Origin of the sequence: Kluyvera sp. CHPC 1.251, from assembly GCF_036759945.1 — a bacterium.
GTDB lineage: Bacteria > Pseudomonadota > Gammaproteobacteria > Enterobacterales > Enterobacteriaceae > Kluyvera > Kluyvera sichuanensis.
Window position 1 is genome coordinate 20,465 of record NZ_JAPKIC010000016.1, and the last position, 26,586, is coordinate 47,050.

Annotated in this window: 24 protein-coding genes and 1 pseudogene; 17 read left to right on the top strand and 8 right to left on the bottom strand. The window is 54.6% G+C overall.

Annotation, left to right across the window (positions count from 1 at the left end; translation table 11 throughout):
- The first annotated feature begins 54 nt into the window (after positions 1–54).
- Both rstB and tus read left to right on the top strand, forming a co-directional pair.
- Positions 55–1,356 (top strand): two-component system sensor histidine kinase RstB, encoded by a 1,302-nt coding sequence (gene rstB / locus V6940_RS21550; RefSeq protein ID WP_333497259.1) that lies wholly within the window; start codon positions 55–57, stop codon positions 1,354–1,356.
- An 86-nt stretch (positions 1,357–1,442) separates the two neighbouring features.
- The gene (gene tus, locus V6940_RS21555; protein WP_333497260.1) at positions 1,443–2,375 is read left to right on the top strand and encodes a DNA replication terminus site-binding protein; all 933 of its coding nucleotides are present in this window, start codon (positions 1,443–1,445) and stop codon (positions 2,373–2,375) included.
- On the opposite strand, the gene fumC is transcribed toward tus, so the two are convergent.
- Together fumC and fumA are read right to left on the bottom strand one after the other, a co-directional pair.
- The gene (gene fumC, locus V6940_RS21560) at positions 2,372–3,775 is read right to left on the bottom strand and encodes a class II fumarate hydratase (RefSeq protein ID WP_333497261.1); all 1,404 of its coding nucleotides are present in this window, start codon (positions 3,773–3,775) and stop codon (positions 2,372–2,374) included. The genes tus and fumC overlap by 4 nt on opposite strands.
- Before the next feature lie 105 nt (positions 3,776–3,880).
- Positions 3,881–5,527 carry a class I fumarate hydratase FumA gene (gene fumA / locus V6940_RS21565; protein WP_035897082.1) on the bottom strand — a complete coding sequence of 549 codons (1,647 nt, stop codon included), beginning with the start codon at positions 5,525–5,527 and terminating at the stop codon, positions 3,881–3,883.
- A 199-nt stretch (positions 5,528–5,726) separates the two neighbouring features.
- Here fumA and manA point away from each other — a divergent pair, with 199 nt between their 5' ends.
- Together manA and V6940_RS21575 are read left to right on the top strand one after the other, a co-directional pair.
- Entirely contained in the window at positions 5,727–6,905 is a 1,179-nt protein-coding gene (gene manA, locus V6940_RS21570) for a mannose-6-phosphate isomerase (RefSeq protein ID WP_333497262.1), read from the top strand.
- Between the two features lie 98 nt (positions 6,906–7,003).
- Entirely contained in the window at positions 7,004–8,515 is a 1,512-nt protein-coding gene (locus tag V6940_RS21575; RefSeq protein ID WP_333497263.1) for a YdgA family protein, read from the top strand.
- 88 nt (positions 8,516–8,603) lie between these two features.
- On the opposite strand, the gene V6940_RS21580 is transcribed toward V6940_RS21575, so the two are convergent.
- Complete coding sequence (locus tag V6940_RS21580) at positions 8,604–9,632, bottom strand: Mal regulon transcriptional regulator MalI (protein WP_333497264.1); 1,029 nt, start codon at positions 9,630–9,632, stop codon at positions 8,604–8,606.
- 177 nt (positions 9,633–9,809) lie between these two features.
- On the opposite strand from V6940_RS21580, the gene malX reads away from it, so the two are divergent.
- From malX to V6940_RS21610, 6 genes are all read left to right on the top strand, one after another.
- The gene (gene malX, locus V6940_RS21585) at positions 9,810–11,402 is read left to right on the top strand and encodes a maltose/glucose-specific PTS transporter subunit IIBC (protein WP_333497265.1); all 1,593 of its coding nucleotides are present in this window, start codon (positions 9,810–9,812) and stop codon (positions 11,400–11,402) included.
- Between the two features lie 65 nt (positions 11,403–11,467).
- On the top strand, positions 11,468–12,640 hold the full coding sequence (locus V6940_RS21590; RefSeq protein ID WP_333497266.1) for a MalY/PatB family protein: 1,173 nt from the start codon (positions 11,468–11,470) through the stop codon (positions 12,638–12,640).
- Between the two features lie 270 nt (positions 12,641–12,910).
- On the top strand, positions 12,911–13,321 hold the full coding sequence (locus V6940_RS21595) for a Csu type fimbrial protein (protein ID WP_333497267.1): 411 nt from the start codon (positions 12,911–12,913) through the stop codon (positions 13,319–13,321).
- A 22-nt stretch (positions 13,322–13,343) separates the two neighbouring features.
- Positions 13,344–14,060: a fimbrial biogenesis chaperone gene (locus V6940_RS21600; RefSeq protein WP_333497268.1), complete on the top strand. Its 717-nt coding sequence runs from the start codon at positions 13,344–13,346 to the stop codon at positions 14,058–14,060.
- Positions 14,026–16,380 (top strand): fimbria/pilus outer membrane usher protein, encoded by a 2,355-nt coding sequence (locus V6940_RS21605; protein WP_333497269.1) that lies wholly within the window; start codon positions 14,026–14,028, stop codon positions 16,378–16,380. Before V6940_RS21600 ends, V6940_RS21605 begins: the two co-directional genes overlap by 35 nt.
- Complete coding sequence (locus V6940_RS21610) at positions 16,359–17,309, top strand: spore coat protein U domain-containing protein (protein ID WP_333497270.1); 951 nt, start codon at positions 16,359–16,361, stop codon at positions 17,307–17,309. The genes V6940_RS21605 and V6940_RS21610 overlap by 22 nt, the downstream gene beginning before the upstream one ends.
- Here V6940_RS21610 and V6940_RS21615 read toward each other — a convergent pair.
- Positions 17,293–17,871: a TetR/AcrR family transcriptional regulator gene (locus V6940_RS21615; RefSeq protein WP_333497271.1), complete on the bottom strand. Its 579-nt coding sequence runs from the start codon at positions 17,869–17,871 to the stop codon at positions 17,293–17,295. The two genes, V6940_RS21610 and V6940_RS21615, sit on opposite strands and share 17 nt — an antisense overlap.
- 89 nt (positions 17,872–17,960) lie before the next feature.
- Between V6940_RS21615 and V6940_RS21620 the strand changes: the two genes are divergently transcribed.
- Positions 17,961–18,431, top strand: a complete 471-nt coding sequence (locus tag V6940_RS21620; RefSeq protein ID WP_333497272.1) for a nuclear transport factor 2 family protein — start codon at positions 17,961–17,963, stop codon at positions 18,429–18,431.
- Between the two features lie 167 nt (positions 18,432–18,598).
- Here the strand turns inward: V6940_RS21620 and V6940_RS21625 are convergent, their stop codons facing one another.
- Both V6940_RS21625 and V6940_RS21630 read right to left on the bottom strand, forming a co-directional pair.
- Positions 18,599–18,901 (bottom strand): AzlD family protein, encoded by a 303-nt coding sequence (locus V6940_RS21625; RefSeq protein WP_333497273.1) that lies wholly within the window; start codon positions 18,899–18,901, stop codon positions 18,599–18,601.
- Positions 18,901–19,653, bottom strand: a complete 753-nt coding sequence (locus tag V6940_RS21630) for an AzlC family ABC transporter permease (protein ID WP_333497274.1) — start codon at positions 19,651–19,653, stop codon at positions 18,901–18,903. Before V6940_RS21630 ends, V6940_RS21625 begins: the two co-directional genes overlap by 1 nt.
- Before the next feature lie 101 nt (positions 19,654–19,754).
- Between V6940_RS21630 and V6940_RS21635 the strand changes: the two genes are divergently transcribed.
- The gene (locus V6940_RS21635) at positions 19,755–21,128 is read left to right on the top strand and encodes an aminotransferase-like domain-containing protein (protein WP_333497275.1); all 1,374 of its coding nucleotides are present in this window, start codon (positions 19,755–19,757) and stop codon (positions 21,126–21,128) included.
- A 20-nt stretch (positions 21,129–21,148) separates the two neighbouring features.
- On the opposite strand, the gene V6940_RS21640 is transcribed toward V6940_RS21635, so the two are convergent.
- Positions 21,149–21,598: a hypothetical protein gene (locus V6940_RS21640; protein ID WP_333497276.1), complete on the bottom strand. Its 450-nt coding sequence runs from the start codon at positions 21,596–21,598 to the stop codon at positions 21,149–21,151.
- 293 nt (positions 21,599–21,891) lie between these two features.
- Here V6940_RS21640 and add point away from each other — a divergent pair, with 293 nt between their 5' ends.
- Entirely contained in the window at positions 21,892–22,893 is a 1,002-nt protein-coding gene (gene add / locus V6940_RS21645; RefSeq protein WP_333497277.1) for an adenosine deaminase, read from the top strand.
- A 48-nt stretch (positions 22,894–22,941) separates the two neighbouring features.
- Here the strand turns inward: add and V6940_RS21650 are convergent, their stop codons facing one another.
- The gene (locus V6940_RS21650; RefSeq protein WP_333497278.1) at positions 22,942–23,982 is read right to left on the bottom strand and encodes an oxidoreductase; all 1,041 of its coding nucleotides are present in this window, start codon (positions 23,980–23,982) and stop codon (positions 22,942–22,944) included.
- A 238-nt stretch (positions 23,983–24,220) separates the two neighbouring features.
- Here V6940_RS21650 and blr point away from each other — a divergent pair, with 238 nt between their 5' ends.
- The 4 genes and pseudogenes from blr to V6940_RS21670 form a co-directional block, all read left to right on the top strand.
- Entirely contained in the window at positions 24,221–24,376 is a 156-nt protein-coding gene (blr, locus tag V6940_RS21655; RefSeq protein WP_185666178.1) for a division septum protein Blr, read from the top strand.
- Between the two features lie 103 nt (positions 24,377–24,479).
- The gene (locus V6940_RS21660; RefSeq protein ID WP_333497279.1) at positions 24,480–25,850 is read left to right on the top strand and encodes a GH1 family beta-glucosidase; all 1,371 of its coding nucleotides are present in this window, start codon (positions 24,480–24,482) and stop codon (positions 25,848–25,850) included.
- A 286-nt stretch (positions 25,851–26,136) separates the two neighbouring features.
- Positions 26,137–26,352 (top strand): transcription modulator YdgT, encoded by a 216-nt coding sequence (gene ydgT / locus V6940_RS21665; protein WP_185666176.1) that lies wholly within the window; start codon positions 26,137–26,139, stop codon positions 26,350–26,352.
- A gap of 83 nt (positions 26,353–26,435) precedes the next feature.
- A pseudogene (locus V6940_RS21670) lies at positions 26,436–26,528 on the top strand (DUF2569 domain-containing protein); the annotation flags it as partial.
- Positions 26,529–26,586: the final 58 nt, after the last annotated feature.

Here is a 26,586-nt window from a genome sequence, read left to right on the forward strand (position 1 = left end):
AAATTCTCTGGGGAATACGTATTAGCTAACATATTGAACGTTCGGTGATTTTTCATGAAAAAGCTGTTTGTGCAGTTTTACCTCCTGCTGTTTGTCTGCTTTCTGGTCATGACCATGCTGGTCGGGCTGGTCTATAAGTTCACCGCCGAACGAGCTGGTCGTCAGTCGCTTGACGACCTGATGAAAAGCTCCCTGTATCTTATGCGTAGCGAGCTGCGTGAAATTCCACCACGCAACTGGAGCAAGACGCTCAACGAGCTCGATCTTAACCTGTCGTTTGACCTGCGCATTGAGCCGCTGAGTAAATTCCAGCTGGGTGAAAGATCGATGCAGCACCTGCGCGAAGGCGATATCGTCGCACTTGATGACCAGTACACCTTTATTCAGCGCATTCCGCGTAGCCACTACGTACTGGCCGTCGGGCCGATCCCCTACCTCTACTTTATGCATGAGATGCGGCTGCTGGATATTGCGTTAATGGCGTTTATCGCCATCTCGCTCGCCTTCCCGGTGTTTATCTGGATGCGGCCGCACTGGCAGGATATGCTCCGCCTCGAGAGCGCCGCACAGCGCTTCGGCGAGGGGCATTTGACCGAGCGTATTCACTTTGACAGCATGTCCAGTTTCGAGCGCCTTGGCGTCGCCTTTAACCAGATGGCCGATAACATCAATGCACTGATTGCCAGTAAGAAACAGCTGATTGACGGTATTGCCCATGAACTGCGCACGCCGCTGGTACGCCTGCGCTATCGGCTGGAGATGAGTGAAAACCTGACCGAAGCCGAGTCATTGGCGCTCAATCGCGATATTGGGCAACTGGAAGCCCTAATTGAGGAGCTGTTGACCTACGCTCGCCTTGACCGCCCACAGACCGAGCTTTCACTGACCACGCCAGACTTGCCGCAGTGGATCGCTACGCACGTTGAAGATGTGCAGGCCGTGAACCCACAACGTGAAGTGACCGTTGACCAGATTTCGCCGGGCGATTACGGCGCGCTGGATATGCGTCTGATGGAGCGCGTCCTCGACAACCTTATCAACAACGCCATGCGCTACAGCCAGTCGCGTATTCAGGTCAGCCTGATGCTGCACGGTAGCATTGCCTGCCTGCAGGTCGATGACGACGGCCCCGGCATTGCCGAAGGCGAGCGTGAGCGCGTGTTCGAGCCGTTTGTCCGCCTCGACCCAAGCCGAGACCGGGCGACCGGCGGCTGCGGATTAGGTCTGGCCATCGTCCACTCTATCGCGGTAGCGATGGGTGGGCAGGCGCACTGTGACATCAGCCCGCTGGGCGGCGCACGTTTCAGCCTGACCTGGCCTATCTACCACCATATCTCCCTGCCCGCGGCTAGCTGACCGCGGTTTGCACGGTGCCAGATTCTGGCTTATAGTGAACGGCACACATAGTATGTTGTAACTAATTTAATAGCGGAGCGCTAATCATGGCGAGCTACGACCTCGTAGAGCGGTTAACAGACACCTTTCGTCAGATTGAGCGTAATCTGCTGGACCTACGCGATGAACTCTCCGCCTGCCGCCTGCTTACCGCACGTATTTTTGAACTGCCGGAAGTGAAGAAGACGTCGGAGCACGCGCCGCTATCTCAAATTCAGGTTGTCCAGCATTTGGGGCAAACCGCCTTTGAGATGGCGCTGAAACACTTTAACCATCTGTTTATTCAGCAGCAGTCGGAGAACCTCAGCAGCAAGGCGGCGGTACGGCTTCCCGGCGCTATCTGCCTGCAGGCAACCAGCGAGCAGCATGAAGCGCTCACCGCGCGCGTGCAGCACATTAATGCGTTAAAGGCCGCACTGGAGCAGATAATCACCGTCGATTCGGGCCTGCCGTCAGTGGCCCGTTTTGAATGGGTTCATCGCTATATCCCCGGTTTGATCACCCTCAACGCCTACCGCTCGCTCACCCTACTGTCTGACCCAAGCACCATCCGCTTCGGCTGGGCGAATAAACATATCATCAAGAATCTGACCCGCGATGAAGTGCTGGCGCAGCTTGAAAAAAGCCTGAAGTCACCGCGTGCGGTGCCGCCGTGGACCCGTGAACAGTGGCAGTCGAGACTGGAACGAGAATACCAGGATATTGCAGCGCTGCCGCAGCAGGCGAAGCTGAAAATCAAACGCCCGGTGAAGGTGCAGCCGATTGCCCGCGTGTGGTACGCCGGTGAGCAGAAACAGGTGCAGTACGCCTGCCCCGGCCCACTGATTGCGGTGATTTCCGGGCGTAACGGCGTCAGTGTGCCTGACCTTGGTGAACTGCTGAACTATGATGCCGATAACGTCCAGCACCGGCATAAGCCGGAAGCGCAGCCGCTTAAGCTGATGATTGAGCGGCTGCACCTGTGGTTAGCGCCGGATTAAGCGCCGTTGATTTGGCTGCCGACCATCTCTTCTGGTCGCACCCAGCGGTCAAACTCCTCGGCGCTGAGATAGCCTAACGCCAGCGCCGCGTTCTTCAAGGTCAGCCCCTCTTTATGCGCTTTCTTGGCAATCTCCGCCGCTTTGTCATAGCCGATATGGGTATTCAGCGCCGTCACCAGCATTAACGACTCGTTGAGCAACTGATCAATACGCTCGCGGTTAGGCTCAATCCCCACCGCGCAGTGCTCGTTAAAGCTCTCCATGCCATCGGCCAGCAGACGCACGGATTGCAGCACGTTGTGGATGATCATCGGGCGATAAACGTTAAGCTCGAAATTACCGGATGCGCCGCCCATATTGACCGCCACATCGTTACCCATCACCTGGCAGCACAGCATGGTCATCGCCTCACACTGCGTCGGGTTTACTTTCCCCGGCATAATGGAGGAGCCCGGTTCGTTTTCCGGAATGGAAAGTTCGCCAATGCCACAGCGCGGGCCGGAGGCCAGCCAGCGAACGTCGTTGGCGATTTTCATCAGCGACGCCGCCAATCCCTTTAACGCCCCGTGGGCATGAACCAGCGCATCGCAGGTCGCTAACGCTTCGAATTTATTCGGCGCCGTGATAAACGGCTGCCCGGTCAACGACGCCAGCTCTTTCGCCACGCGTACCGCGTATTCTGGATGGGTGTTCAACCCGGTTCCCACGGCGGTGCCGCCCAGAGCCAGCTCGCTCAGGTGCGGGAGGCTCTGTTCCAGATGGCGACGATTATGTTCCAGCATCGCCACCCAGCCGGAGAACTCCTGGCCGAGCGTCAGCGGCGTAGCGTCCTGTAGGTGAGTACGACCAATTTTGACGATATCGCGGAAACTCTCAGATTTCTGGCGCAGCGTCTCCTGCAGTACCGCCAGCTGCGGCAGCAGGTGCTCACGCAGCGCAATCACCGCCGCCACGTGCATCGCCGTTGGGAAGACGTCGTTCGAGCTTTGGCTTTTGTTCACGTCATCATTCGGATGCACTTTACGCGACATGCCTCGTTCGCCGCCCAGGAGTTCGCTGGCACGGTTAGCCAGCACCTCGTTCATGTTCATATTACTTTGGGTGCCAGAGCCGGTCTGCCAGATAGCCAGCGGGAACTCGTCGGGGTGCTTATCCTTCAGGACTTCATCGGCGGCCGCCATAATGGCATCGGCTTTGTCCGCGGCCAACAGGCCTAAATCCAGGTTAACCTTCGCCGCCGCGCGCTTGGTCAGCGCCAGGGCATAAATCAGCGAAAGCGGCATTTTCTCGGTGGAGATCCGGAAATGCTCTAGTGAGCGCTGGGTTTGCGCGCCCCACAGTTTGTCGGCAGGAACCTCAATCGGCCCCATAGAATCGCTTTCGCGGCGTGACGTTGTCATTACCTTCTCCTTGAATTCAAAGTGATTGTGAAGTGACATTGCTCTTGCGAAAAAGATAAGTATGAACGGAGAAACAAAAACCGCCCCGAAGGGCGGTAAAAGAGATTATTTCACGCAGCGGGCGCACTGCGACGCCTGAATCTGCTGGAAGAAATCGTTGCCTTTGTCATCCACCAGAATAAACGCCGGGAAGTCTTCCACTTCAATTTTCCAGATGGCTTCCATACCCAGCTCAGGGTACTCCACACATTCCAGACTCTTGATGCTGCTTTGCGCCAGCACCGCCGCCGGGCCGCCGATGCTGCCGAGGTAGAAGCCACCGTGTTTATGGCAGGCGTCGGTCACCTGCTGACTACGGTTGCCTTTTGCCAGCATGATCATGCTGCCGCCTTCCGCCTGCAGCTGGTCAACGTAGGAGTCCATACGCCCTGCGGTGGTTGGGCCAAGCGAGCCAGAAGCATAACCTTCAGGGGTTTTTGCCGGGCCTGCGTAGTAGATCGGGTGATCTTTAATGTACTGCGGCAGCCCTTCACCTTTATCCATACGCTCTTTCAACTTGGCGTGCGCAATGTCGCGGCCCACGATGATAGTGCCGCTCAGCGACAGGCGCGTAGAGACCGGGTACTGGGACAGCTGCTTGAGGATATCGCTCATCGGACGGTTCAGGTCAACCTTCACCGCTTCACCTTCACCCGCTTTACGCAGCGATTCTGGAATGTACTTGCCTGGGTTATTTTCCAGCTTCTCAATCCAGATGCCGTGGCGGTTGATTTTGGCTTTGATGTTACGGTCAGCGGAGCAGGACACGCCCATCCCGACCGGGCAGGACGCGCCGTGGCGCGGCAGACGCACCACGCGGATATCGTGAGCAAAGTATTTGCCGCCGAACTGCGCCCCGAGGCCCAGATTCTGCGCTTCAACCAGCAGCTCTTTTTCAAGCTCAACGTCGCGGAATGCCTGGCCGTGCTCGTTACCTTCGGTTGGCAGACCGTCGTAATATTTAGTCGACGCCAGCTTCACGGTTTTCAGCGTGGCTTCGGCAGACGTACCGCCAATCACAAAGGCAATATGGTACGGTGGGCAAGCCGCAGTGCCGAGGGTACGCATCTTCTCAACCAGGTAATTTTTCAGCTTGGCTGGAGTGATCAGCGCTTTGGTTTCCTGGTAGAGGTAAGTTTTGTTCGCTGAGCCGCCGCCTTTGGCGATGCACAGGAACTTATATTCGTCGCCGTCCACGCTATAGAGGTCAATCTGCGCCGGCAGGTTAGTGCCAGTGTTGACCTCTTTATACATATCCAGCGGCGCGTTTTGCGAGTAGCGCAGGTTGTCTTCGATAAAGGTGTCGTACACACCGCGAGCCAGCGCCGCTTCATCGCCACCGCCGGTCCAGACGCGCTGGCCTTTTTTGCCCATGATGATTGCCGTGCCGGTGTCCTGACAGGTCGGCAGGATACCTTTCGCCGCGATATCCGAGTTACGCAGGAACTGCAGCGCCACGTACTTGTCGTTTTCGCTGGCTTCCGGGTCATTCAGGATATCGGCGACCTGCTGCTGGTGCGCGGGGCGAAGCATAAAGGAAGCATCGTGGAAGGCGTGTTTGGCAAGAAGCGTCAACGCTTGCGGGGCAACTTTGAGGACTTCCTGCCCTTCAAATTCTGCGACGGAAACGTAGTCGTTGCTTAACAGGTAGTATTCGGTCTCATCCTTTTCTAACGGAAAAGGATCCTGATAGTAGAAAGGTTTATTCGACATTGTGCTCTCACTTACTGCTTTGATGATGTTATGAAGGGCAGTCTTTCCATTTGCCCAGGTTAAAAGCGAGTTACCCTATCGTACACAATTTTTTAACAAAAACTGAGACAAGTACGACTTTTTATTTCTACGGCATACGACAGCGCATTTTTTTGCTTTAATACAGCCCAAAGAATCCACATTGAAACAGGGCTTGATAATGCAAAAACTCATCAACTCAGTGCAAAACTATGCCTGGGGCAGCAAAACTGCGTTAACGGAACTCTACGGTATGGCAAATCCTGAAGGTCTGCCGATGGCAGAGCTGTGGATGGGCGCACACCCAAAGAGCAGCTCAAAGATTACCGACAGCCATGGCGTTGTGCAGTCGCTGCGCGACGTGATTGATGCCGATAAAACCACGCTGCTGGGGGCCAACGTTGCCACTCGCTTTGGCGAATTACCTTACCTGTTTAAGGTACTTTGCGCCGCACAACCGCTCTCTATTCAGGTCCATCCGAGCAAAAAAGCAGCAGAAGTCGGTTTTGCAAAAGAAAACGCCGCCGGAATCCCACTGGACGCTGCCGAGCGTAACTACAAAGATCCAAACCACAAGCCGGAGCTGGTCTTTGCGCTGACGCCGTTCCTGGCGATGAATGCCTTCCGTGAGTTTGCCGAAATCGCCTCACTGCTGCAGCCGGTTGCCGACGCCAACCCGGCTATCGGTGAGTTTATCGCCCAGCCGACCAGCGAGCGCCTGAGTGCCCTGTTCGCTGGCCTGCTCAATATGCAGGGCGATGAGAAAGCCCATGCGCTGAAGGTGCTGCGCGCGGCGCTGGAAAACCAGCAAGGCGCAGCCTGGGATGCGATTCGCCTGATTGCAGAGTTCTATCCGGACGACAGCGGCCTCTTCTCCCCGCTGCTGCTGAACATCGTTCAGCTTAATCCTGGCGAAGCGATGTTCCTCTACGCTGAAACCCCGCACGCCTACCTGCGAGGCACCGGGCTTGAGGTGATGGCGAACTCCGATAACGTCCTGCGCGCTGGCCTGACGCCGAAGTATATTGATATCCCGGAACTGGTGGCGAACGTCAAGTTCATCGCCAAACCGGCGAACGAACTGCTGACTCAGCCAGCACAGCACAGTGAAGCGCTGGAGTTCCCGATTCCGGTTGAAGATTTCGCTTTCTCCCTGCACGCGCTTAGCGCCACTGAAGCCACGCTGTCTCAGGATGGCGCTGCCATTCTGTTCTGCGTGGACGGTGAATCCGTGCTGAGCAAAAACGACCAGCGTCTGGTGCTGAAACCGGGTGAGTCCGCCTTCGTCGCGGCGAATGAATCGCCAATTCAGGTCAGCGGTAGCGGCCGTTTAGCGCGTGTTTATAATAAGTTGAAGTAAATACTGAAGTTTCAGGACAGGCTTGCTACTCTTTTGCATAGCCTTATGACTCAACCAGGCGGCTTTCCCGCCTGGTTTCATTTTTATGGACAAATACTATGAAAAAAACGCTGGTAGCCGCAGGTATTATCGTCGCTTTAGGGGTGGTCTGGACAGGCGGAGCCTGGTATACGGGCAAACAACTGGAATCACATATTGCGGAAATGGTCTCTCAGGCGAACGCCCAGTTGAAGCTGAGCGCGCCGGAAGCCGGTCTTGAGATTAGCTATCAGGACTACCAGCGCGGTGTTTTCAGCAGCCAGCTAAAAATGGTGGTGAAACCGCTGGCTGGCGCGGAAAATTCATGGTTAAAACCGGGTCAGAGCGTGATTCTGGATGAGTCCGTCAGCCACGGGCCAATCCCGCTGGCGTCGCTGAAATCCTTCAACCTCGCCCCTGCGATGGCAAGCGTAAATACCGTGCTGGTCAACAATGAGGTGACCAAACCGCTGTTCGACATCGCTAAAGGCACCTCGCCGTTCGATATCAACACCCGCATCAGCTACAACGGCGATACCGAATCATCCATTGCGCTCAAACCGCTGGATTACGAAAAAGATGCCGAGAAGGTCACCTTCAGCGGCGGCGATTTCGTGCTCTCTGCGGATAGCCAGGGCAGCCTGGTGTCGCTGACCGGTGAAGCGAAAAGCGGCCAGGTCAACGCGGTTAACGAATACGATCAGAAGGTACAGTTCACCTTCAACAACCTGAAAACTGACGGCTCCAGCAAGCTGACCTCGTTTGAGGAGCGCATCGGTGACCAGACCCTCTCCCTGGAGCGCCTGGCGGTCTCCGTTGAAGGAAAAGATCTGGCCGAATTAACCGGTATGACCATTGCCGGGAAATCATCCCTGACGCCTGATGGTAAAAAGATTAACAGCCAGCTCGACTACACGCTGAATAATCTCAAGCTGCAGAATCAGGATTTCGGTAGCGGCCAGCTGACGCTGAAAGTTGACGGAATTGACGGCGTGGCGATGCATCAGTTCAGCCAGCAGTATCAGGCGCAGACTCAGGCGCTGATGGCACAGCCGGATCTAGCGCAGAACCCAGAGCTGTATCAGCAAAAAGCGGTTGATGCGCTGTTCAACACCCTGCCGATTCTGCTGAAAGGCGACCCTGTAGTGACACTGTCACCACTGAGCTGGAAAAACGCCAAAGGCGAAAGCTCGCTGAACCTCTCCCTGGCGCTGAAAGACCCTGCGCAGGCAACCGGTGAAGCTACCACGCTGGCGCAACAGGTCGATCGCGGCGTGAAATCGCTGGATGCCAAGCTGGTGATCCCAATGGAGATGGCAACCGAGCTGATGACTCAGGTCGCGCGTCTGGAAGGCTATCAGCAGGAAGATGCAACCAAGCTTGCTGCACAGCAGGTTCAGGGTCTGGCAGCGATGGGCCAGATGTTCCGTCTGACCACCACTCAGGACAACGCGATTAGCAGCAGCCTGCAGTACGGTGAAGGTCAGGTCACGCTGAACGGGCAGAAAATGCCGCTGGAAGAGTTTGTCGGCATGTTCGGCATGCCGGGCTTAGCCCAGCCAGACGAACCCGCCACCATCCCGGCACCATAATCAAAAAAGCGCCTTTTCAGGCGCTTTTTTATTACCGTAACGCAGTAGCCCGGCCGAGCAACGCAACGCCGGGAACACATCCCGCGCCCTATTTCCTCGCTACCAGCCGCGGCGGCATAATCAAGTTTCTCGCCGTCCCTTGCCCGGTATCAATGCGCTGCAAAATTCGCTCGGCGACGCTTTGCCCCATCTCTCGTGCCGGGGTTGTCACCCAGGTCAGCGGCACGTCATCAAGCGCCTTTTCCGGCACGTCGGCAAATGCCGCCAGCGCCACGCGCTGCTCAAAATAGCTTTCGACGCTGTCTTCACCGCTCTGCTTACCCGCCCGCATCAGTCCAAACCACGCGCCCATCGCAATCACGCTGTTATAGCACAGCACGGCGCTAATCGTCGGGTTATGACGCAACAGCGCGGTGATAGCCTCCGACGCCTGCTTCTGGCTGGTCTCACACTCCAGCACCCAATCGCTGTGAAACGGCAGCCCATACTTAATCAGCGTGGCGCAGTAGCCGCCGACCCGCTCAGCGCGGGTCAACGATGAGCTTTGTCCCCCGAGCCATGCAATACGCTGGTGACCGCGGCGGATCAGGTGCTCGGTGACCAACTGCGCCGCCTGCATATTGTCCGGGCGAATAATATCAACCTCATCGAGGTAGCTGGCGCGCGAAGCGAACACCAATGGCGTTTCGGTTTCTGACGCTTTTGCCCGCAGCTCGGAGGCCTGATCGACCGAACCGGCAATCACCACGCCATCCACGCCCTGCGATACCAGCGCATCAAAACGTTGCAGCATCTGCTCGCCCCGCTTCCCGCCCTGGGTCAAAAACACCATTTTGCCCTGTGATTCGAGGGCGGCGGTCATCCCCGCGGTCAGTTCGGCATAAAACGGTGACGAAAGATCGCCGACAATCAGGCCAATCACCCCCGTTTGTCCCCCGCGCAGCGAGACGGCCTGGCGGTTACGCACAAACCCTAACTGGTCAATCGCCTGGTAGACGCGCTCACCCGTCGCGGAAGATATTCGCCCTTTACCGCTGAGAACCAGCGAAACGGTACTGACGGATACGCCCGCCGCCAGTGCAACATCGTTAATGGTGACTTTTTTTGCAATCGCCATGGTTCCAGCGAGGCTCCTTTTGCTCAAGAGATAAAACGATTTATCAACAGACTCACTTTATAAACCTTATTATCACTTGCTTTTGTGATTTGTTTCTCACTAAAAAATGGTAAAACGTTTTATCTTCCTGTCCCGTGATTGTTAGAAACCCTTTTTTCAGGATTAAGGAGTCGTTTCATGACGGCGAATACCGCACCAAAAGTCACCCTCTGGGAGTTTTTCCAGCAGCTTGGCAAAACCTTTATGCTGCCGGTTGCCCTGCTTTCCTTCTGCGGGATCATGCTTGGGATCGGCAGCTCGTTAAGTAGCCATGACGTCACCACGCTGCTGCCGTGGCTTGATACGCCGTTCCTGCAGGCCGTTTTTATCTGGATGAGCAAAGTTGGCTCCTTCGCCTTTAGCTTCCTGCCGGTGATGTTCTGTATCGCCATTCCACTGGGGCTGGCGCGTGATAACAAAGGCGTCGCCGCTTTCGCGGGTTTCGTCGGCTATGCGGTGATGAACCTGGCGGTAAACTTCTGGCTGACCGCTAAAGGCATCCTGCCAACCACCGACGCAGCAATTCTGAAAGCGAATAACATTCAGAACATTATCGGTATTCAATCCATCGACACCGGTATTCTCGGCGCGGTTATCTGCGGGATTATCGTCTGGATGCTGCACGAGCGCTTCCACACTATCCGTCTGCCGGATGCGCTGGCCTTCTTCGGCGGCACCCGTTTTGTGCCGATTATCACCACCATCGTGCTGGGTCTGGTAGGTCTGGTGATCCCGCTGGTATGGCCGGTATTTGCCATGGGCATCAACGCGCTGGGTCATGTGATCAACAGCGCCGGTGATTTTGGTCCGATGATCTTCGGTACCGGTGAACGCCTGCTGCTGCCGTTCGGCTTGCACCACATTCTGGTGGCGCTGATCCGCTTTACCGAAGCGGGCGGCACCATGGATGTCTGCGGCCACGACGTGAGCGGCGCGCTGACTATCTTCCAGGCGCAGCTGAGCTGCCCGACCACCCACGGCTTCTCCGAAAGCGCTACCCGTTTCCTGTCTCAGGGTAAAATGCCAGCGTTCCTCGGCGGCCTGCCAGGTGCGGCTCTGGCGATGTACCACTGCGCTCGCCCGGAAAACCGTCATAAAATTAAAGGTCTGCTGATTTCCGGCGTCATCGCCTGCGTCGTGGGTGGCACCACTGAACCACTGGAGTTCCTGTTCCTGTTCGTTGCACCGGTGCTGTACGTTATCCACGCGCTGCTGACCGGTCTGGGCTTCACCATCATGGCGGTGCTAGGCGTGACCATCGGTAACACCGACGGCAATATCATCGACTTCGTGGTCTTCGGCATTCTGCACGGTCTGTCAACCAAATGGTACCTGGTGCCGGTCGTCGCAGCCATCTGGTTCGCGGTTTACTATGCGATTTTCCGCTTCGCTATCGTGCGCTTTAACATCAAAACGCCGGGTCGCGATGTGGATACCGCGCCGGCAGCAGAGCACACCACCAGCGGCGCAACCGGGAAATCCGGCTACAACGTGCCGGTTATCCTGCAGGCGCTGGGCGGTGCTGAAAATATCGTCTCGCTCGACAACTGCATCACCCGCCTGCGCCTGTCGGTAAACGACATGGACAAGGTGGACGTTGATACGCTGAAAGCCAACCGTGCCATTGGCGTGGTGAAACTTAACCAGCACAACCTGCAGGTGGTCATTGGCCCGCAGGTACAGTCGGTGAAAGACGAAATGTCGGTACTGATGAACTCCGTTCAAGCGTAAAGCCCTTTGCCCCTGTGCGTAACAGGGGCAAAATAGCCCAATCTTCCCTTCGTTAGGATCTCCACATGTTTGATTTTTCAACGGTGATTGACCGACACGGCACCTGGTGCACCCAATGGGACTATGTTGCCGACCGCTTTGGCGACGCCGACCTGCTGCCGTTTACCATTTCTGATATGGATTTTGCCACCGCGCCCTGCATTCTGGATGCGCTGAGCAAACGTCTCTCCCACGGCGTGTTCGGCTATAGCCGCTGGAAAAACGATGAGTTTCTGCCGGCCATCGCCCACTGGTACGCCCACCGTTTTCATGCGGTGATTGATACCAACACCCTTGTGTACGGCCCTTCCGTCATTTATATGGTAGCCGAGATGATCCGCCAGTGGTCAAAACCCGGCGACGGCATCGTGGTGCATACCCCTGCCTATGACGCGTTCTTTAAAACCATCGAAGGTAATCAACGCCGCGTGGTTGGCGTGCCGATGGATAAGCACGACGGTCAGTGGTTCTGCGATATGGACAAACTTGAAGCCGTGCTGGCTGAACCACGGAACAGTGTGCTGTTGTTGTGCAGCCCACAGAACCCGACGGGTAAAGTCTGGACGCGTGAAGAGCTTGAGACCATGGCGGCGCTGTGCGAAAAACATAACGTGCGGGTGATAAGCGATGAGATTCATATGGATATGACCTGGCAAGGCCATACGCATATTCCGTGGAGCGAAGTGGCTCGCGGCCAATGGGCGCTGTTCACTTCAGGGTCGAAAAGCTTCAATATCCCGGCATTTACCGGCGCATACGGCATGATTGTTGATGATGCCGCGCGCGAAGCCTATCTCACCTCGCTGAAAAACCGTGACGGTCTCTCTTCCCCTTCCGTTCCCGCGCTGGTCGCCCATATTGCGGCTTACGAACACGGTGAATCCTGGCTGGATGCGCTGCGCGAATATTTGCAGGACAATATGCGCTATATCGAGAAAACGCTGAACGCCGCCTTCCCGGAACTGCAATGGTCTATGCCACAGGCAACCTATCTGGCATGGATTGATTTACGTCCGCTGAATATTGACGATCGTAAACTGCAGGAAGTGTTAATTAAACAGCAGAAGGTCGCCATTATGCCGGGCTATACCTACGGCGAAGAAGGCAACGGTTTTATTCGTCTGAATGCCGGATGCCCGCGCGTGAAGCTGGAACAAGGCGTCGAACGACTGATCGCGGCGATTCGTACGCTGCGTTAGCTCCCCTTGCGCAATGCTGTCAGGCGTTGCGCAAGTTTTAAGCCTTAGCCTTCATTTGTTAATATTAGATCCCGTCATTCACATTTCCTAGACATAGCACAATTACTCAATCTAAGACTATTCCTAATCTCTATTCTCCGCCCTCGTTAATATCCCCCCAGAATAATTGAAAATTTAGTGAGTTTTAAAATGATTAACCGTCAAGCCACTGCATAAACTCTGACTGCGATTAGCATTTTATTTTCATCCGCAGTATTTGCGGATGACAGCGTGAAATTAGATCAAACGACCAGTGCAGATATGCATGTGAAGCTAACCGTCGAGAAATCGTGCAAGTTCAGCGTAGACGATATGGATTTTGGCTCACATGCCAGTGACTCAGGCGAAATTGATGTTGCCACCAATGCCAATATCACCTGTACAACCGGAACTGCGTACAGCATCAGCAGTGCATCTAATCATGACTATTCGATGAAGAACAAAGATGCATCTGAAGAGGTTGCCTACGCGCTGTATGGCGATGATTCCAGATCGCAAGAACTCTCCACTACTTCACTGGCTGAGACGGGAACGGGTACCGTACAAAATATCCCTATCTACGGCAAAGTCACCGCTGACGCTCTCTCGCAGGCTCCGGCTGGTGATTACACCGATACCGTAACCCTGACCGTCACCTACTGATTCACCACCTGGGGAGTAGCATATGAAACGTAAACTGGCTGGCATCCTGCTCGCGACATTGGGCTCGCTCTTTGCCCTCTCTTCCTATGCTGCCACCCTTCAGGTTTACCCGGTTAACGTCGGCTTTTGCGCCGGAGAAACGGCGCAGGCTATCTACGTAAAAAACGTTGGTAGCGCCGCTATTGGCGCGCAAATCCGCGTATACGCCTGGCATCAACAAAACAATAAAGATGTACTGAGTGACACCGAGGATTTGCTGGTCAGCCCGCCGATGACCACCATTCCTGCTGCTCGCCAGCAGCTTATCCGCATCATCCTCCCGATACCGCCCCGCGGCGATACCGAACAGGCCTACCGTCTGGTGGTCGACGAATTGCCCGGCAGCAGCAACATGGCGGAAAAAGATGGCGTGCGCTTTCTGCTGCGCTACTCCATTCCGGTGTTTGTGAACTGTCATGACCAGCCGGTGGACCTCAAAAACGTGAGCGTATCCATTGACTCTCTCACCCACCCGGCAATGCTCAAAATCCGCAACGGCGGCACGCAGCACATTAAATTAAGCAACATTACCCTGTTATCCGGCAGCCGCCGCGTGCCAATGAGTAAAGGGTTACTCGGCTATGTCCTGCCGAACAGTGAAAAGGAATGGCCCCTGCCAAAAGGAATCAATACGGCGTCATCTTTGTCACTTAATTTGAATGATAATGAGCAAGAACAGACCATCGCTATTACTCCGTAACGCCATTCCTCTTTGGGTTCTGCTCTGTCACTGCGCATACGCCGCCAATGATGAAACGCTCTACCTGACCGTCAGCGTTAACGGTCAGCCGGTTAAAGGCTTTGTAAAAGCCAAAAATATTGATAATAAACTGTATATCTCGGCTAATGACGCCAAAAAACTGGACATCAAAACCGCCTCGTTACCAGAGAACCAGGGATTCTTCGACTTAAGCGCGCAGGACGGCCTGGACGTCACGTTCGATAACCTGAGTCAGAATATCAACATCGTCGCCAGCAAAGCGTGGTTAGGGCGCGATAGCCGTCTGGCCAACCGCAATGGTTCCCATCTGATTCACACCTCTCAGCTCTCGCCGGAAGTACGCGGGTTGGCGCTGAACTACAATGCGTTCACCCGTCACGAAAACGGCGAGCAGGAGGCTTCACTGTTCAGCGAGTTGCGCACCTTCGGCCTGGGGCCCGGTTTTTTTAGCACCTCGTTTAATAGCCAGAACTCCACTAACGCCGCTGACAGTGAGCGCGGTACCCATCGCCTGATGAGCAGTTGGGTCTACCAAAACGTCGACAAATTGTTCTCCATGACGCTTGGCGACAGCTTTACCAGTAGCCAAAGCTGGAACAACAGCGTGCGTTTTGGCGGTATCAATATCGCCCATAACTATTCGACACAGCCAAACTTCAGCACCTCATCGCAGGATATTCTGACCGATAGCGTCACCCTGCCATCAACCGTTGACCTCTACGTTCGCGGGGTGAAGACCTCCTCACAGCGGGTGGACCCGGGGCAGTTTACGCTTAATACCGCGCCTATTTTCACCGGTAATGAAGGCGCGCAGGTAGTGATTACCGATATTAACGGCCAACAGCGGGTAGTCAATCTGGATCTCTACGGCGCCACGCAGCTACTGTCGGACGGGCTAAATACCTGGGGCATTAGCGCAGGCTGGGTACGAAAGGATTACACCTACACGTCGTTTAGCTATGACAGCGAGTTTGTCGGCGTCGGAGACTGGCGCTACGGGGTCAGCAACAAATCCACCCTCGGGCTGCATACCGAGCAAAGCGCCAGCCTGCACAATCAGGGGGCGGGCTGGGATTACCTGCTATCGCCTACGCTTGGGGTGCTTCACGCCAACGCGTCGAACAGCCGCTATGGACAAGAGAGCGGGACGCAGTGGGGATCGGGCTGGCAGTGGAACAATCGCCGTTTTAACGTGGCGTTGAATCATTCGCAGGCGAGCCGGGGCTATCGGGATGTTTCATCCCTGGCGGACAATACCCTGACCACGCGGGAGGATTCGGCATTTACCAGCGTTACCGTGGATGCGGTCGGTACCTTCGGCATAAGCTGGGTAAATCAAACTTACCCGGACGCCTCATCGCAGTACGTTGGTCTCTCCTGGTCAAGAAGCTTTACCCACCAGATAACCTTAGCCACCAGTCTCACCAGGGAACTTGGCGATGATCGCAATACGACGGTGTATCTGAACTTCAGTATGCCGTTGAATCAGAATAAAGATTACCTTTCGCTGCAGGACAGCCACGATAACGCCGGCAATGCAATACAGGCCAGTCTGTCCCACTCTCTTGATGCCAATAAACCCGGCTGGGGGTGGAATATGTCGGCTCAAAGCGGTGATAACGCCGCTCTGCACGCGACCGTTCAGCACCGTAACCACTGGAGTGATATGGCGCTGGGTCTTAACCGCCAGGACAATAACAGCGATTACTACGGTTCAATGTCTGGAGCATTGGGGCTGTTTATGGGCCATCTGTACGCCACCCGTATGTTGGGCAGCGCGTTCGCCATTGTCGATACTTCAAACGTGCCTGACGTACCGGTTTATCTGGAACATCGGCCCGTTGGCCATACCGATAAGAACGGTATGCTATTTCTCAACAACCTCAATGCGTATCAGGAAAACCGGTTGGATATCGATGTGCTGCAGCTCGATGAAGCCTATCGTGCGCCCTATACCGGCGAAGTGTTGATCCCGAAAGCCGCCAGCGGCGCGCTGGCTAAGTTCACTATCTACAAAACCCAGGCGCTGCTGATGACGGTGAAAACGATCGATGGAAAAGCGGTGCCGTTTTCGGCGCAGGTTAACGTACTGACCGCAGCCGGTGAAGCCCCCGCACACGGCACACAACACACTATTGCGGGCTATGAAGGAAAGATTTATCTGGAAGATCCCCCGACCGGCGGCCATGTAGAGGTTAAATGGGCCGCTTCATCCTGTCAGGTGATGCTGCCTCAGCGGCTTCACCCTACCCATTCCGTGGAGACAATCAACGCGCTATGTCAGTCACTCGCTCAATAGGATTCATCGGCCTGTTTATGCTGTTGATGTTCACCTTTAATCCCGCCGCGCATGCGGCAAACTGCTGGAACGGTAGCCCGCCGGGGCTGAGTTTTGGTACCGTTACGCCTGGCGCTAGCAGCGCGACCAGCACCAGGTTGACCTTTACCTGCAACAACTACGACGGGCAGCCGGAATACGTGCGCGCCTGCCTGAAGCTAATGGCAAACGACCCGATTCCGATGAGCCTGAATGAGCCGTCTACCACACCGCTCTATTTTTCGCTGTACTCGCTGTACGACCTGAGACACCCGCTGAGTCAGAACAGTGACGTCTACGCGCAGATTGATATGTCGCTGGCGTCCGGCCAGGGTAACGTTGAGCATGACATTCCGCTCATCGGCAAAATCAACCCCGGCCAGAGCAACATCAGCGCCGGGAGTTATTACGATTACGCCACCGGCGTTCAGATACGCTATGCATCAGCGTCGTCGATGCAATCGCTGCCTTCGTGCAGCGAGGAGTCAGGCACGCTCATCACCGATCAAATCAGCGCCACCGCCACGGTGAAAAATGGCTGCGAAATCGTCAGCGTCGATAGCATGGAGTTTGGTAGTAAATCACCTGCCGAAGCGGACACATTGCGGGCAAACTCAACCGCCGATATCAGCATTCAGTGCCCGACGGGCACGACTTATGCCGTAGACATCGGCCGCGGCCTGCACACGGACGGTAACGCTCGGCAGCTTTGCCACGACGGCGAGTGCATCAGCTATGGCCTATATCAGGATGCAATGCATACCGTCGAATGGTCGCCGGACAACCCAGAGAAACAGTACTCCAGCGACGGTCAGCCACAGAATCTGGTGGTCTACGGCAATGTACCCGCGCAGAAGTGGCCTTCGGCAGGGGTTTATTCGGATACGGTGGTGATTACGCTGACCTATTAACCGCTGGCAGTAGCGCGTTCAGGATTTGCCACAGTTGCGTCGACACCACCTCAACGGGTAGCCCCATCTGTGCGTGCATAATCGCGCCATCCAGCGCCACCACAACCGCCGCCGTCTCAACGTCCGGCCAGCGCCCTGCCAGTTCGGCGGCAACGGCAGCTTTATGTTCACGGGTCAACTGCTCAACCTCGGGCAGCGCATCGCCGATCTCCGCCGTCGCATTCAGAAAAGCACAGCCGCGAAAGTCAGGCTGCTCCCACCACTGCCGCATCGTGGCGACCAGCGCCGAAGCAGGCGCCTGCCCGGCGTCACTTTGCTGCTGTAGCGTACGGCTAAACCACGTCATCCACAGCGTGTGCCGATAGTCCAGATAGGCGAGAATCAGCTGATTCTTACTGGGAAAGTGACGATAGAACGTGACTTTGGTCACCCCGGCCTGCTCGATAATTTTATCGATACCGGTGGCACGAATACCGTGTAGGTAAAATAGCGCATGCGACGTGGTGAGAATTTTTTCCCTGGCGCTGATGGCCTTTGAACCGTTTTTTACCGCGTTACTCATCGTTGTTTCACCGTTGACAAACTCTGGAGACGGGAATACGTTAACACCAAGTAGACAGATCTGTCTACATCACCCCTCTGGAGGTCTTTATGAGCAACCGTCGCCCGCCGCTGCCGCCTTTCACTCGCGAAAGTGCTATTGAAAAAGTTCGCCTTGCTGAAGATGGCTGGAACAGCCGCGATCCGGTGAAAGTCGCGCTGGCCTACACTACCGATACCCAGTGGCGAAATCGCGCTGAGTTTATCCACGGGCGTGCCGAAGCGCAGGCCTTCCTCGAGAGAAAATGGAAAAAAGAGCAGGAGTATCGGCTGATCAAAGAACTGTGGGCCTTTGACGGTAACCGTATCGCCGTGCGCTATGCCTATGAATGGCATGATGATTCCGGAAACTGGTTTCGTTCCTACGGCAATGAAAACTGGGAATTTAACGAGGATGGCCTGATGCAGCGCCGCTTTGCCTGCCTGAACGACCTGCCGATTCGCGAAGATGAACGTCTGTTCCACTGGCCTCAGGGCCGACGCCCGGACGATCATCCGGGGCTTAGCGAATTAGGACTGTAGCAGCAGCTACTCTCCGCGCATTCACGCGGGGAGTGTTTATCCACCGCGATATTATTTTTGCATCAGTACAGAAACCGCGCTCAATAGAAAAATAGCAATCATCACGATACTCATGATAATTACTGCTAAACGGGCGCGGCGCAAAGTCTGGGTCATTGCGAATATCCTTACAGAGAAAAATAGTGACGTAACAACGCAGTAGCGAACACGCCAATAATAACGGTCACTGGCATGGAAAAACGGATAGCGGCAATAAATGTGATCCCCAGGCCAATTAAATCAATAAAATTACCTGAGGCAAAATACGGGGCAATAAACGCCAGCATGACGCATCCCGGCGATGCACGCAGTACCGCCATAGCGCCCGGCATCAGTGTACGATTTCGTAAAATGAGCCACGCAGAGATGCGCGTTAAATAGGTGGTTGCCGCCATCAATACGATGGCAAACAGCGTTTGCTGATCCGGCATTATTTCTCCCCCCACCGCCAGGCCACCGCTAACCCAGCTAGCGGCCCGGCAATAACGTACCAAACGCCGGGTATAAAGTGATACACCGCCACGGCCGCCAGCAGACTGGTCAGCCACGGCAGCGCCTTGCGCGCCCCGCACCACATGCCCCGGACCAGCACCAGAAACACCGCCGGGAACGCCATATCAAAACCATAACGGTGAACATCACCCAGCACCGGCCCCGCCAGTGCACCAAGGGCAGTGAAGCCCACCCACATGGCATAAAACGACAGCGACGCGCCAAGATAATAAGGCAGACTAAAACTGAGCGTTCCGCGTCCGGCACGCTTTTGCGCATCGCTGTAGCTCAATGCCCAACTCTCGTCAGTCATCAAAAACAGCGCCGGGAGCACCTTACGTTTCGGAAAACGCGCCAGCAGTGGCACCAGCGTCGCCCCCATCAGAATATGTCGGCTATTCACCAGAAAGGTCACGGCCATAATTAATAAAATATGCGGCGGATTGGTCCAGATTTGTATTGCCGCAAATTCAGAACCACCGGCAAAATTAAGTCCGGTCATTAGCGGCACTTCAAAATGACTTAATCCTTTATGGCTCGCCTGTGCGCCAAGCACCAGCGCAAATGGAATAACGCCAAGTAATACCGGCAGCCCTTCTTTAATCCCACGACGAAATTCAGCCCTCGTGGAGTCACTTTGTGCAGACGTGTCTGGTCCGTCCGCAATAACGGAAATATCTTTTATGCTCATATTGAATGCCTGTTTCGGATGCTGCTTTAGCTGGCATTAGCATAGAATGCGTGACACTATTAGTAAACATATATAGTGTCACATTACACTTAGGTAATCAGATGCGCAAACGCTCCCCCTGGCAGCCACGGCTTGCCGAACAGACAACGTCCCCCACCGAACGGCTGGTACAGGCTTTATCGGAAGATATTCTTTCCGGTTTACTGCCCTACGGCGCACGCTTACCGGCGCATCGGGATCTCGCGGATACCCTGAGTATTGGCCTCGGCACGGTGACAAAAGCCTATGGGATACTCGAAAAACGTGGTCTGGTCCGCAGCGTTAAGGGCAGCGGAATGTTTGTCGCGCTGACAAACGCACGTAGCGCAGAGGTTATCGATCTTTCGCAGAATACGCCGCCTGCCGCCCTGACGGCGCGTTCGCTCGGCGCAACGCTCACCGCCATTGCACGTCGGCCGGATATGGATATGTTTAACTTTTATGCCCCGCCGGCCGGTCATGATGAGCACCGCCGACTGCTGGCGCGCTGGTTCACCCAGCTTGGCGTTGAGGCCGATGCCGAACAGCTCATTATTACCAGCGGCGCGCAGCACGCGCTGTCGGTTGCGCTCTCCACCGTCTGTAAACCGTTTGGTACGCTGTACGTTGAGGCGCAGACCTATTCCGGACTGATTCAGCTTTCACGGCTGCTCAATCTGACGCTGGTCGGCATTCCGATGGATGATGACGGTATGGATGTGAAGGCGTTGGAAGCAGCGCTCGACGCCCGTGGCGAGCACAACGCGGCGGTGTATGTAACTCCGCTGCTGCAAAGCCCTTCGACGCGGGTGATGAGCCTGACGCGTCGGCATGAACTGGTGCACGTTTGTCGGGAACGGAAGTTGTTTATTATTGAAGATGATGTTTATCGGCTCAGCCGAAATATCGCGATACCGCAAATCACCCGTCTGGCACCGGATATCACCCTGTATGTGAATAGTCTGTCGAAGATCCTTAATCCAGCCCTTAGAATTGGCGGGCTTCTGCTGCCCAAGGCGCTCTACGCGCAGGGGGAATCTATGCTCCAAACAACGGCTATCATGGTTTCGCCGGTGAGCTGTGCCATTATGGAGCAGTGGCTGCTGGACGGTACGGCAGAAGCCGTCACCCTGGCCATTGAGCAAGAGACCGCACGGCGATACGACCTGGCACTCGATATTCTGGGCGAAGACCTGTACCACTCGGGGCTACCAAGCTTCCACCTCTGGCTGCCACTACCTCGGGAAAACGTACACCCTTTTTACGAGGCAGCGCTTGCTGCCGGTATTAAAGTGACGTCGCCCGCCTCAACGGAGGTGGCGCCGTTCGCCGATCAGGCGGGGATTCGATTGTGTATTGGTGGGCCGGATATGGAAAAGCTTACTCAGGCGATGTTGATGATTAAGCGGATTATCACCCAGCTTAAACGACCTGCGATGCTGAATTATCCGGTTTAAGTACGCCTCGCGGCTGAATATCAAAACCTCGGCGCCATCCCATACTTCGGTGATTTGATATTGGCCGCCCATACCTTGATGTTATTCTGCAACAACAAGGTGAAATCAGATTCGAGGTGGCTCACCATCTCATTGATTTGCTGTGAGTCGTTAAGGGCAAAATGTTCGATCCGGTCCTTGCCTACCGGCACGCAGCTGTATTTGGCTGGAATATCTTTACCATTGACATTGAACGTTTTAGAGCCACTTGCGCACGGCCCCTCTGCCAGGTAAGACACCACCATATTGGCCCCGATTCGACCTGGTTGGGCGATACTCAGCATGACGGGAAACCCATCTGAGGTCTGCGTCATGTCATAAAGAATGGCATTTCTTAAGTACCAGGTGTTGTATTCCCGTTCCTGCTGTTCAGAATATGAAAGAGAAGGAAAGAAAAGCAGCGCAATAATGGTAATAGCGTGAATTTTCATAAAACGTTGCCTTTATGGGTTATCATACACATTATTCAGATCAGGATAAAAACAACAACATATTAAGATTATTCCTACTATTTTTGGCTGCCACCTTTTGGCTTTAATTTTAAAACAGGTCCTTCTGGGTATACCGCACGACAGGACGCAATCGCTGCACTACACGAAAAAATGCTGAAAATAACCCCACACCCCCCCAAGCGATTGTAAAAGCATCTATTTTTCAACACTTTTAACTGGTTACCGGCATGTTGTATAATGGTTTGCACTTTAACTAAAAAATGAGTGCGATCATGATTGATACCAACCTGCCTTTAACCGATGTCCACCGCCACCTTGACGGTAATATCCGTGCCCAGACCATCCTCGATCTTGGCCGCCAGTACAATCTCGCGCTCCCTGCTACTACGCTTGAAACCCTGCTGCCCCACGTGCAGGTGACCAGCAATGAACCCGATCTGGTGAGCTTCCTGAGCAAGCTTGACTGGGGCGTGAAGGTTCTGGCTTCTCTGGACGCCGTACGCCGCGTAGCCTATGAGAACATTGAAGATGCAGCCCGCCACGGCCTGCACTACGTTGAACTGCGTTTTTCTCCACGCTATATGGCAATGACTCACCAGTTACCGGTTGACGGCGTGGTTGAAGCCGTCATCGCGGGCGTAAAAGAAGGCTGCAAAACCTTTAACGTTGAAGCGCGTCTTATCGGCATTATGAGTCGCACCTTCGGCGAAGCGGCCTGCGAAGAAGAACTCAATGCCCTACTGGCGCACCGTGACGGTATTACCGCGCTTGACCTGGCCGGTGATGAACTGGGCTTCCCGGGACATCTGTTCCTGAACCACTTTACCCGTGCGCGCGATGCGGGCTGGCGCATCACCGTTCACGCGGGCGAAGCCGCAGGCCCGGAAAGCATCTGGCAAGCCATTCGCGACCTTGGCGCTGAGCGTATTGGTCACGGCGTAAAGGCCATTCAGGATCCGGCGCTGATGGATTTCCTCGCGGAAAAACGTATCGGCATTGAATCCTGCCTGACCTCTAACATCCAGACCAGCACCGTGCCATCGCTGGCACAGCATCCGCTGAAAACGTTCCTTGAACACGGCGTGCTGGCAAGCATCAACACTGATGACCCAGCGGTTCAGGGCATTGATATTCAGCACGAGTATCACACTGCCGCCCCGGCGGCAGGCTTAAGCCCGGCACAGATTCGCCAGGCGCAGATCAATGGTCTGGAAATGGCGTTCCTTTCCGCTGCCGAAAAACAGGCGCTTTCCGCCCGCGTTAAACAGGCATAAAAAAATCCCGGCAGGTACGCCTGCCGGGATTGTTCAATATCCTGACGATTAAACTAAAGTCAGCGCCGCACGGTGTTTCGCTGATTCCATCCCCAGTTCAATCAGTTCCATAATCTGGATCGCCTGACCGGCCGGTACCGGATTCTCACCGATGCCGTTCAACGCATCACGAATTGCCGCGTAGTACGCAGGATAGTTACCCGGCTGCGTCAACAGCGTCGTTTCCACCCGCGTTTCACCGTCCACCGTCGTTAACACGCCATCGCGCATATCGTAGCCCCAGTCGGCCTGCGGTAGGCGTTCCCCGCTTTTCAGGCGATCTTCCTGCGGGTCGAGGCCAAACTTCACATAGCTTGCCTCGGAACCGTGGATGATATAACGCGCCGTTTCCGCCGCCGCCAGCAGCGTGCCGTGCAGTACGACGCGACGCTGCGGATAGGTTAACACCGCGTGGAAGTAGTCCGTTGACTGCGCGCCGGGGCGCAGCTGGCCAAGATCGACATACAAGCTCTGCGGTAAACCAAACAGCGTAACGGCCTGATCCAGCAGATGCGGGCCTAAATCATACCAGATGCCGCTGCCCAGCCCGGCCTGCTCGCGCCAACGGGCGCGTACCTGCGGACGATAGCGGTCAAAATGTGATTCAAAGTGAGCGATATCGCCCAGCTTGCCTTCATTAATCAACGCTTTCACCGTCAGGAAGTCGCTATCCCAGCGGCGGTTATGGAACACCGACAGCAGTTTGCCCTGCTGTTTAGCAAGCGTATCCAGCTCACGCGCCTGTGACAGTGTCACGGTAAACGGTTTATCCACCACCACGTTTTTGCCCGCTTCCAGCGCCGCTTTCGCTAACGGGAAATGGGTATCGTTTGGCGTCGGGATAACAATCAGATCGATATCTGGGTTGGTAAACAGCGCAGTAGGGTCGGAGACTACCTGCACAGCAGGCCAGTCGGCATGAACCTTGCTGGCATCGCTGCTGGAGACGACGGCAAGCGCCATACCCGGCGTGCCGCTGATGAGCGGCGCGTGAAATGTCTTACTGGCATAGCCATAACCCACTAATCCAACACGGATTTGGTCACTCATGTGTCGCCTCACTTCTCTATTTGGTGTGCTTTGAACTGATTTTGTAATCGATTTCTTTATTTGAACTCATCTGAAGATTTCATACAACAGTTTAATAACATTATGACCCATCACCCCGCCAATTGGTGAAATAACCACCATCTGTCGAAACGATTCGGCTGAAAACTTGCGTTGTGACGCAAGCACGCTAAGATCTTGCCCTGGCTCTCTTTTATCAATGGACTGTAAGTAAAACTTCATGACTTCTGTAATGACGCGTATTGTTGAATTAATTGGTTGGATTATTCTGGGTTTTTCCGTTCTGCTTCTGTTTGTGGCGCATCACATCGACAACTACCAGCCGCCGGAACCTGCTACCGCAACGCTGCAAAAAAATGTCCCGCCGTCATCGTAAAAGAGTGATTCAGATCTCATCAATGGAACCGGTTTCAGAAACCGGTTGCTCCGTTTAAAAGCACTCCTTACACTCGTGTTATCACACAGGTAAGGAGTGTTATATGTCTGCTTTTCCCCCAAATTTTCTCTGGGGAGCTGCCACGGCAGCGTACCAGGTTGAAGGTGCACATAATGAAGACGGTAAAGGCCCGTCTATCTGGGATATTTTCTCCCACCAGCCAGGGACAACCTATCAGGGTACAAACGGCGACGTTGCCGTCGATCACTACCATCGCGTAAAAGAAGACGTCCAGTTAATGGCGGAAATGGGGCTGCAAAGCTACCGCTTCTCCATCTCATGGCCCCGCCTGCTGCCGAACGGCCGTGGCGAGATCAACGAAGCTGGGGTGAAGTTTTACAGCGATCTGATTGATGACCTGTTAGCACATAATATTGAACCCATGATTACCCTCTATCATTGGGATCTCCCACAGTCGCTTCAGGACGAAGGCGGCTGGGAAGCCCGCTCCACGGCGGAAGCTTTCGAAGAGTATGCACGCCTGTGCTATGCCCGTTTTGGTTCCCGCGTGAAGAAATGGGCTACCTTTAACGAAACCATCGTCTTTATTGGTCACGGTTACATTACCGGTAGCCATCCCCCTTCCGTGCGTAACCCAGCACGCGCTATTCAGGCCTGTCACCACGTCTTTATTGCCCATGCCATGGCGGTTAAAGCATTCCGCGGGATGCAAATCAACGGTGAAATTGGTTTCGTTAACGTGCTGCAACCGCACTCCGCGTTGACCAATAGCCCGGAAGACAAAGCCGCTACCGATCTGGCGGACGCTATTCATACCCACTGGTTCTACGATCCGGTGCTCAAAGGTCGCTACCCGGATGAACTGCTGGCGCGATCTCAGGCGCTGTGGGGTGTACCGCGTTTTGCGCCGGGAGACGATGAACTGCTGCGTAAAAACCGCTGCGATTTCATCGGGCTGAACTACTATCGTCGTGAAACCGTTTCCGCGACACCGCCGAAAGAAAAAGTCAGCGGTGAACAAGGCGTTGAGGGGCTGTTCTACTTCGTCCGCAACCCAGAAAGCGTCTACACCGAATGGGGCTGGGAGATCTGGCCGCAAGGGTTAACCGACGGCATTATGATGATCAAAGAACGTTACGGTGATATTCCTATCTATATTACCGAGAACGGTCTGGGCGCCGTCGACCCTATCGTTGATGGTGAAGTGGTGGATACCCCGCGCATCGATTTCTTACGCGTTCATATTGATGCGCTGGAAAAAGCCATGGCACTTGGTGCTGACGTCCGCGGTTATTATCCATGGTCGTTTATCGACCTGCTGAGCTGGCTTAACGGTTACAAAAAACAGTACGGTTTTGTTTATGTCGACCATAAGCAAAATCTGATGCGTAAGCGTAAAAAAAGCTTCTTCTGGTATAAAGACGTGATTGCCAGTCGCGGTGAGAATCGTTAATTTGACTTTGTCAGGGCGGCCTAAACGCCCTGACAGCCTAAAAAATCACATTTTTTGTATCGAAATCAATAAGCACATTTTCTGTTATTGTAATTCCCGCCTATAAGCCAAATAATCCAGGCCGTCCTGCTGAGGTTTAGTCGTATGCGCTGAACTCTCTATAAAAACGGATGTCGATACACCTATTGGCTGCACAGCCCTTTATCCGCTTCGTCATTCAGTTCTTTCTCACGGACTGAAACACGCTGTACGGTGAGCCCTAACATTATAAAATGGATACCCTTAAATGACCGTTCTGGATTATTTATTAAAATTCCGCAAAGTCAGTTCGCTGGACAATCTTGAAAAACTCTACGATCACCTGAACTATTCGCTGACCAACACCGAAGAAATCATCAATATGTATCGCGCTGCCGACCATCGTCGCGCGGAGCTGGTTTCCGGCGGGCGGCTGTTCGATGTCGGTCAGGTGCCAAAATCCGTTTGGCGATTTGTGCAATAGTAGTTTTTTCCAGAGCGCCAGTTGCTTATACTCCTCGGCCTGTATTTTTTCCTCTTCACTGGCGCTGATTTTCAGGAGACACAATGTCGGATAATTCTGCGGAACGTATCGGCGGATGGCTGCTTGGCCCGCTGGCCTGGCTGATTGTTCAGTTAATAAGCATCTGCATCACGCTAGGGCTTTGTTGAATAAATCGAACTTTTGCTGAGTTGAAGGATCAGATCACGCATCTTC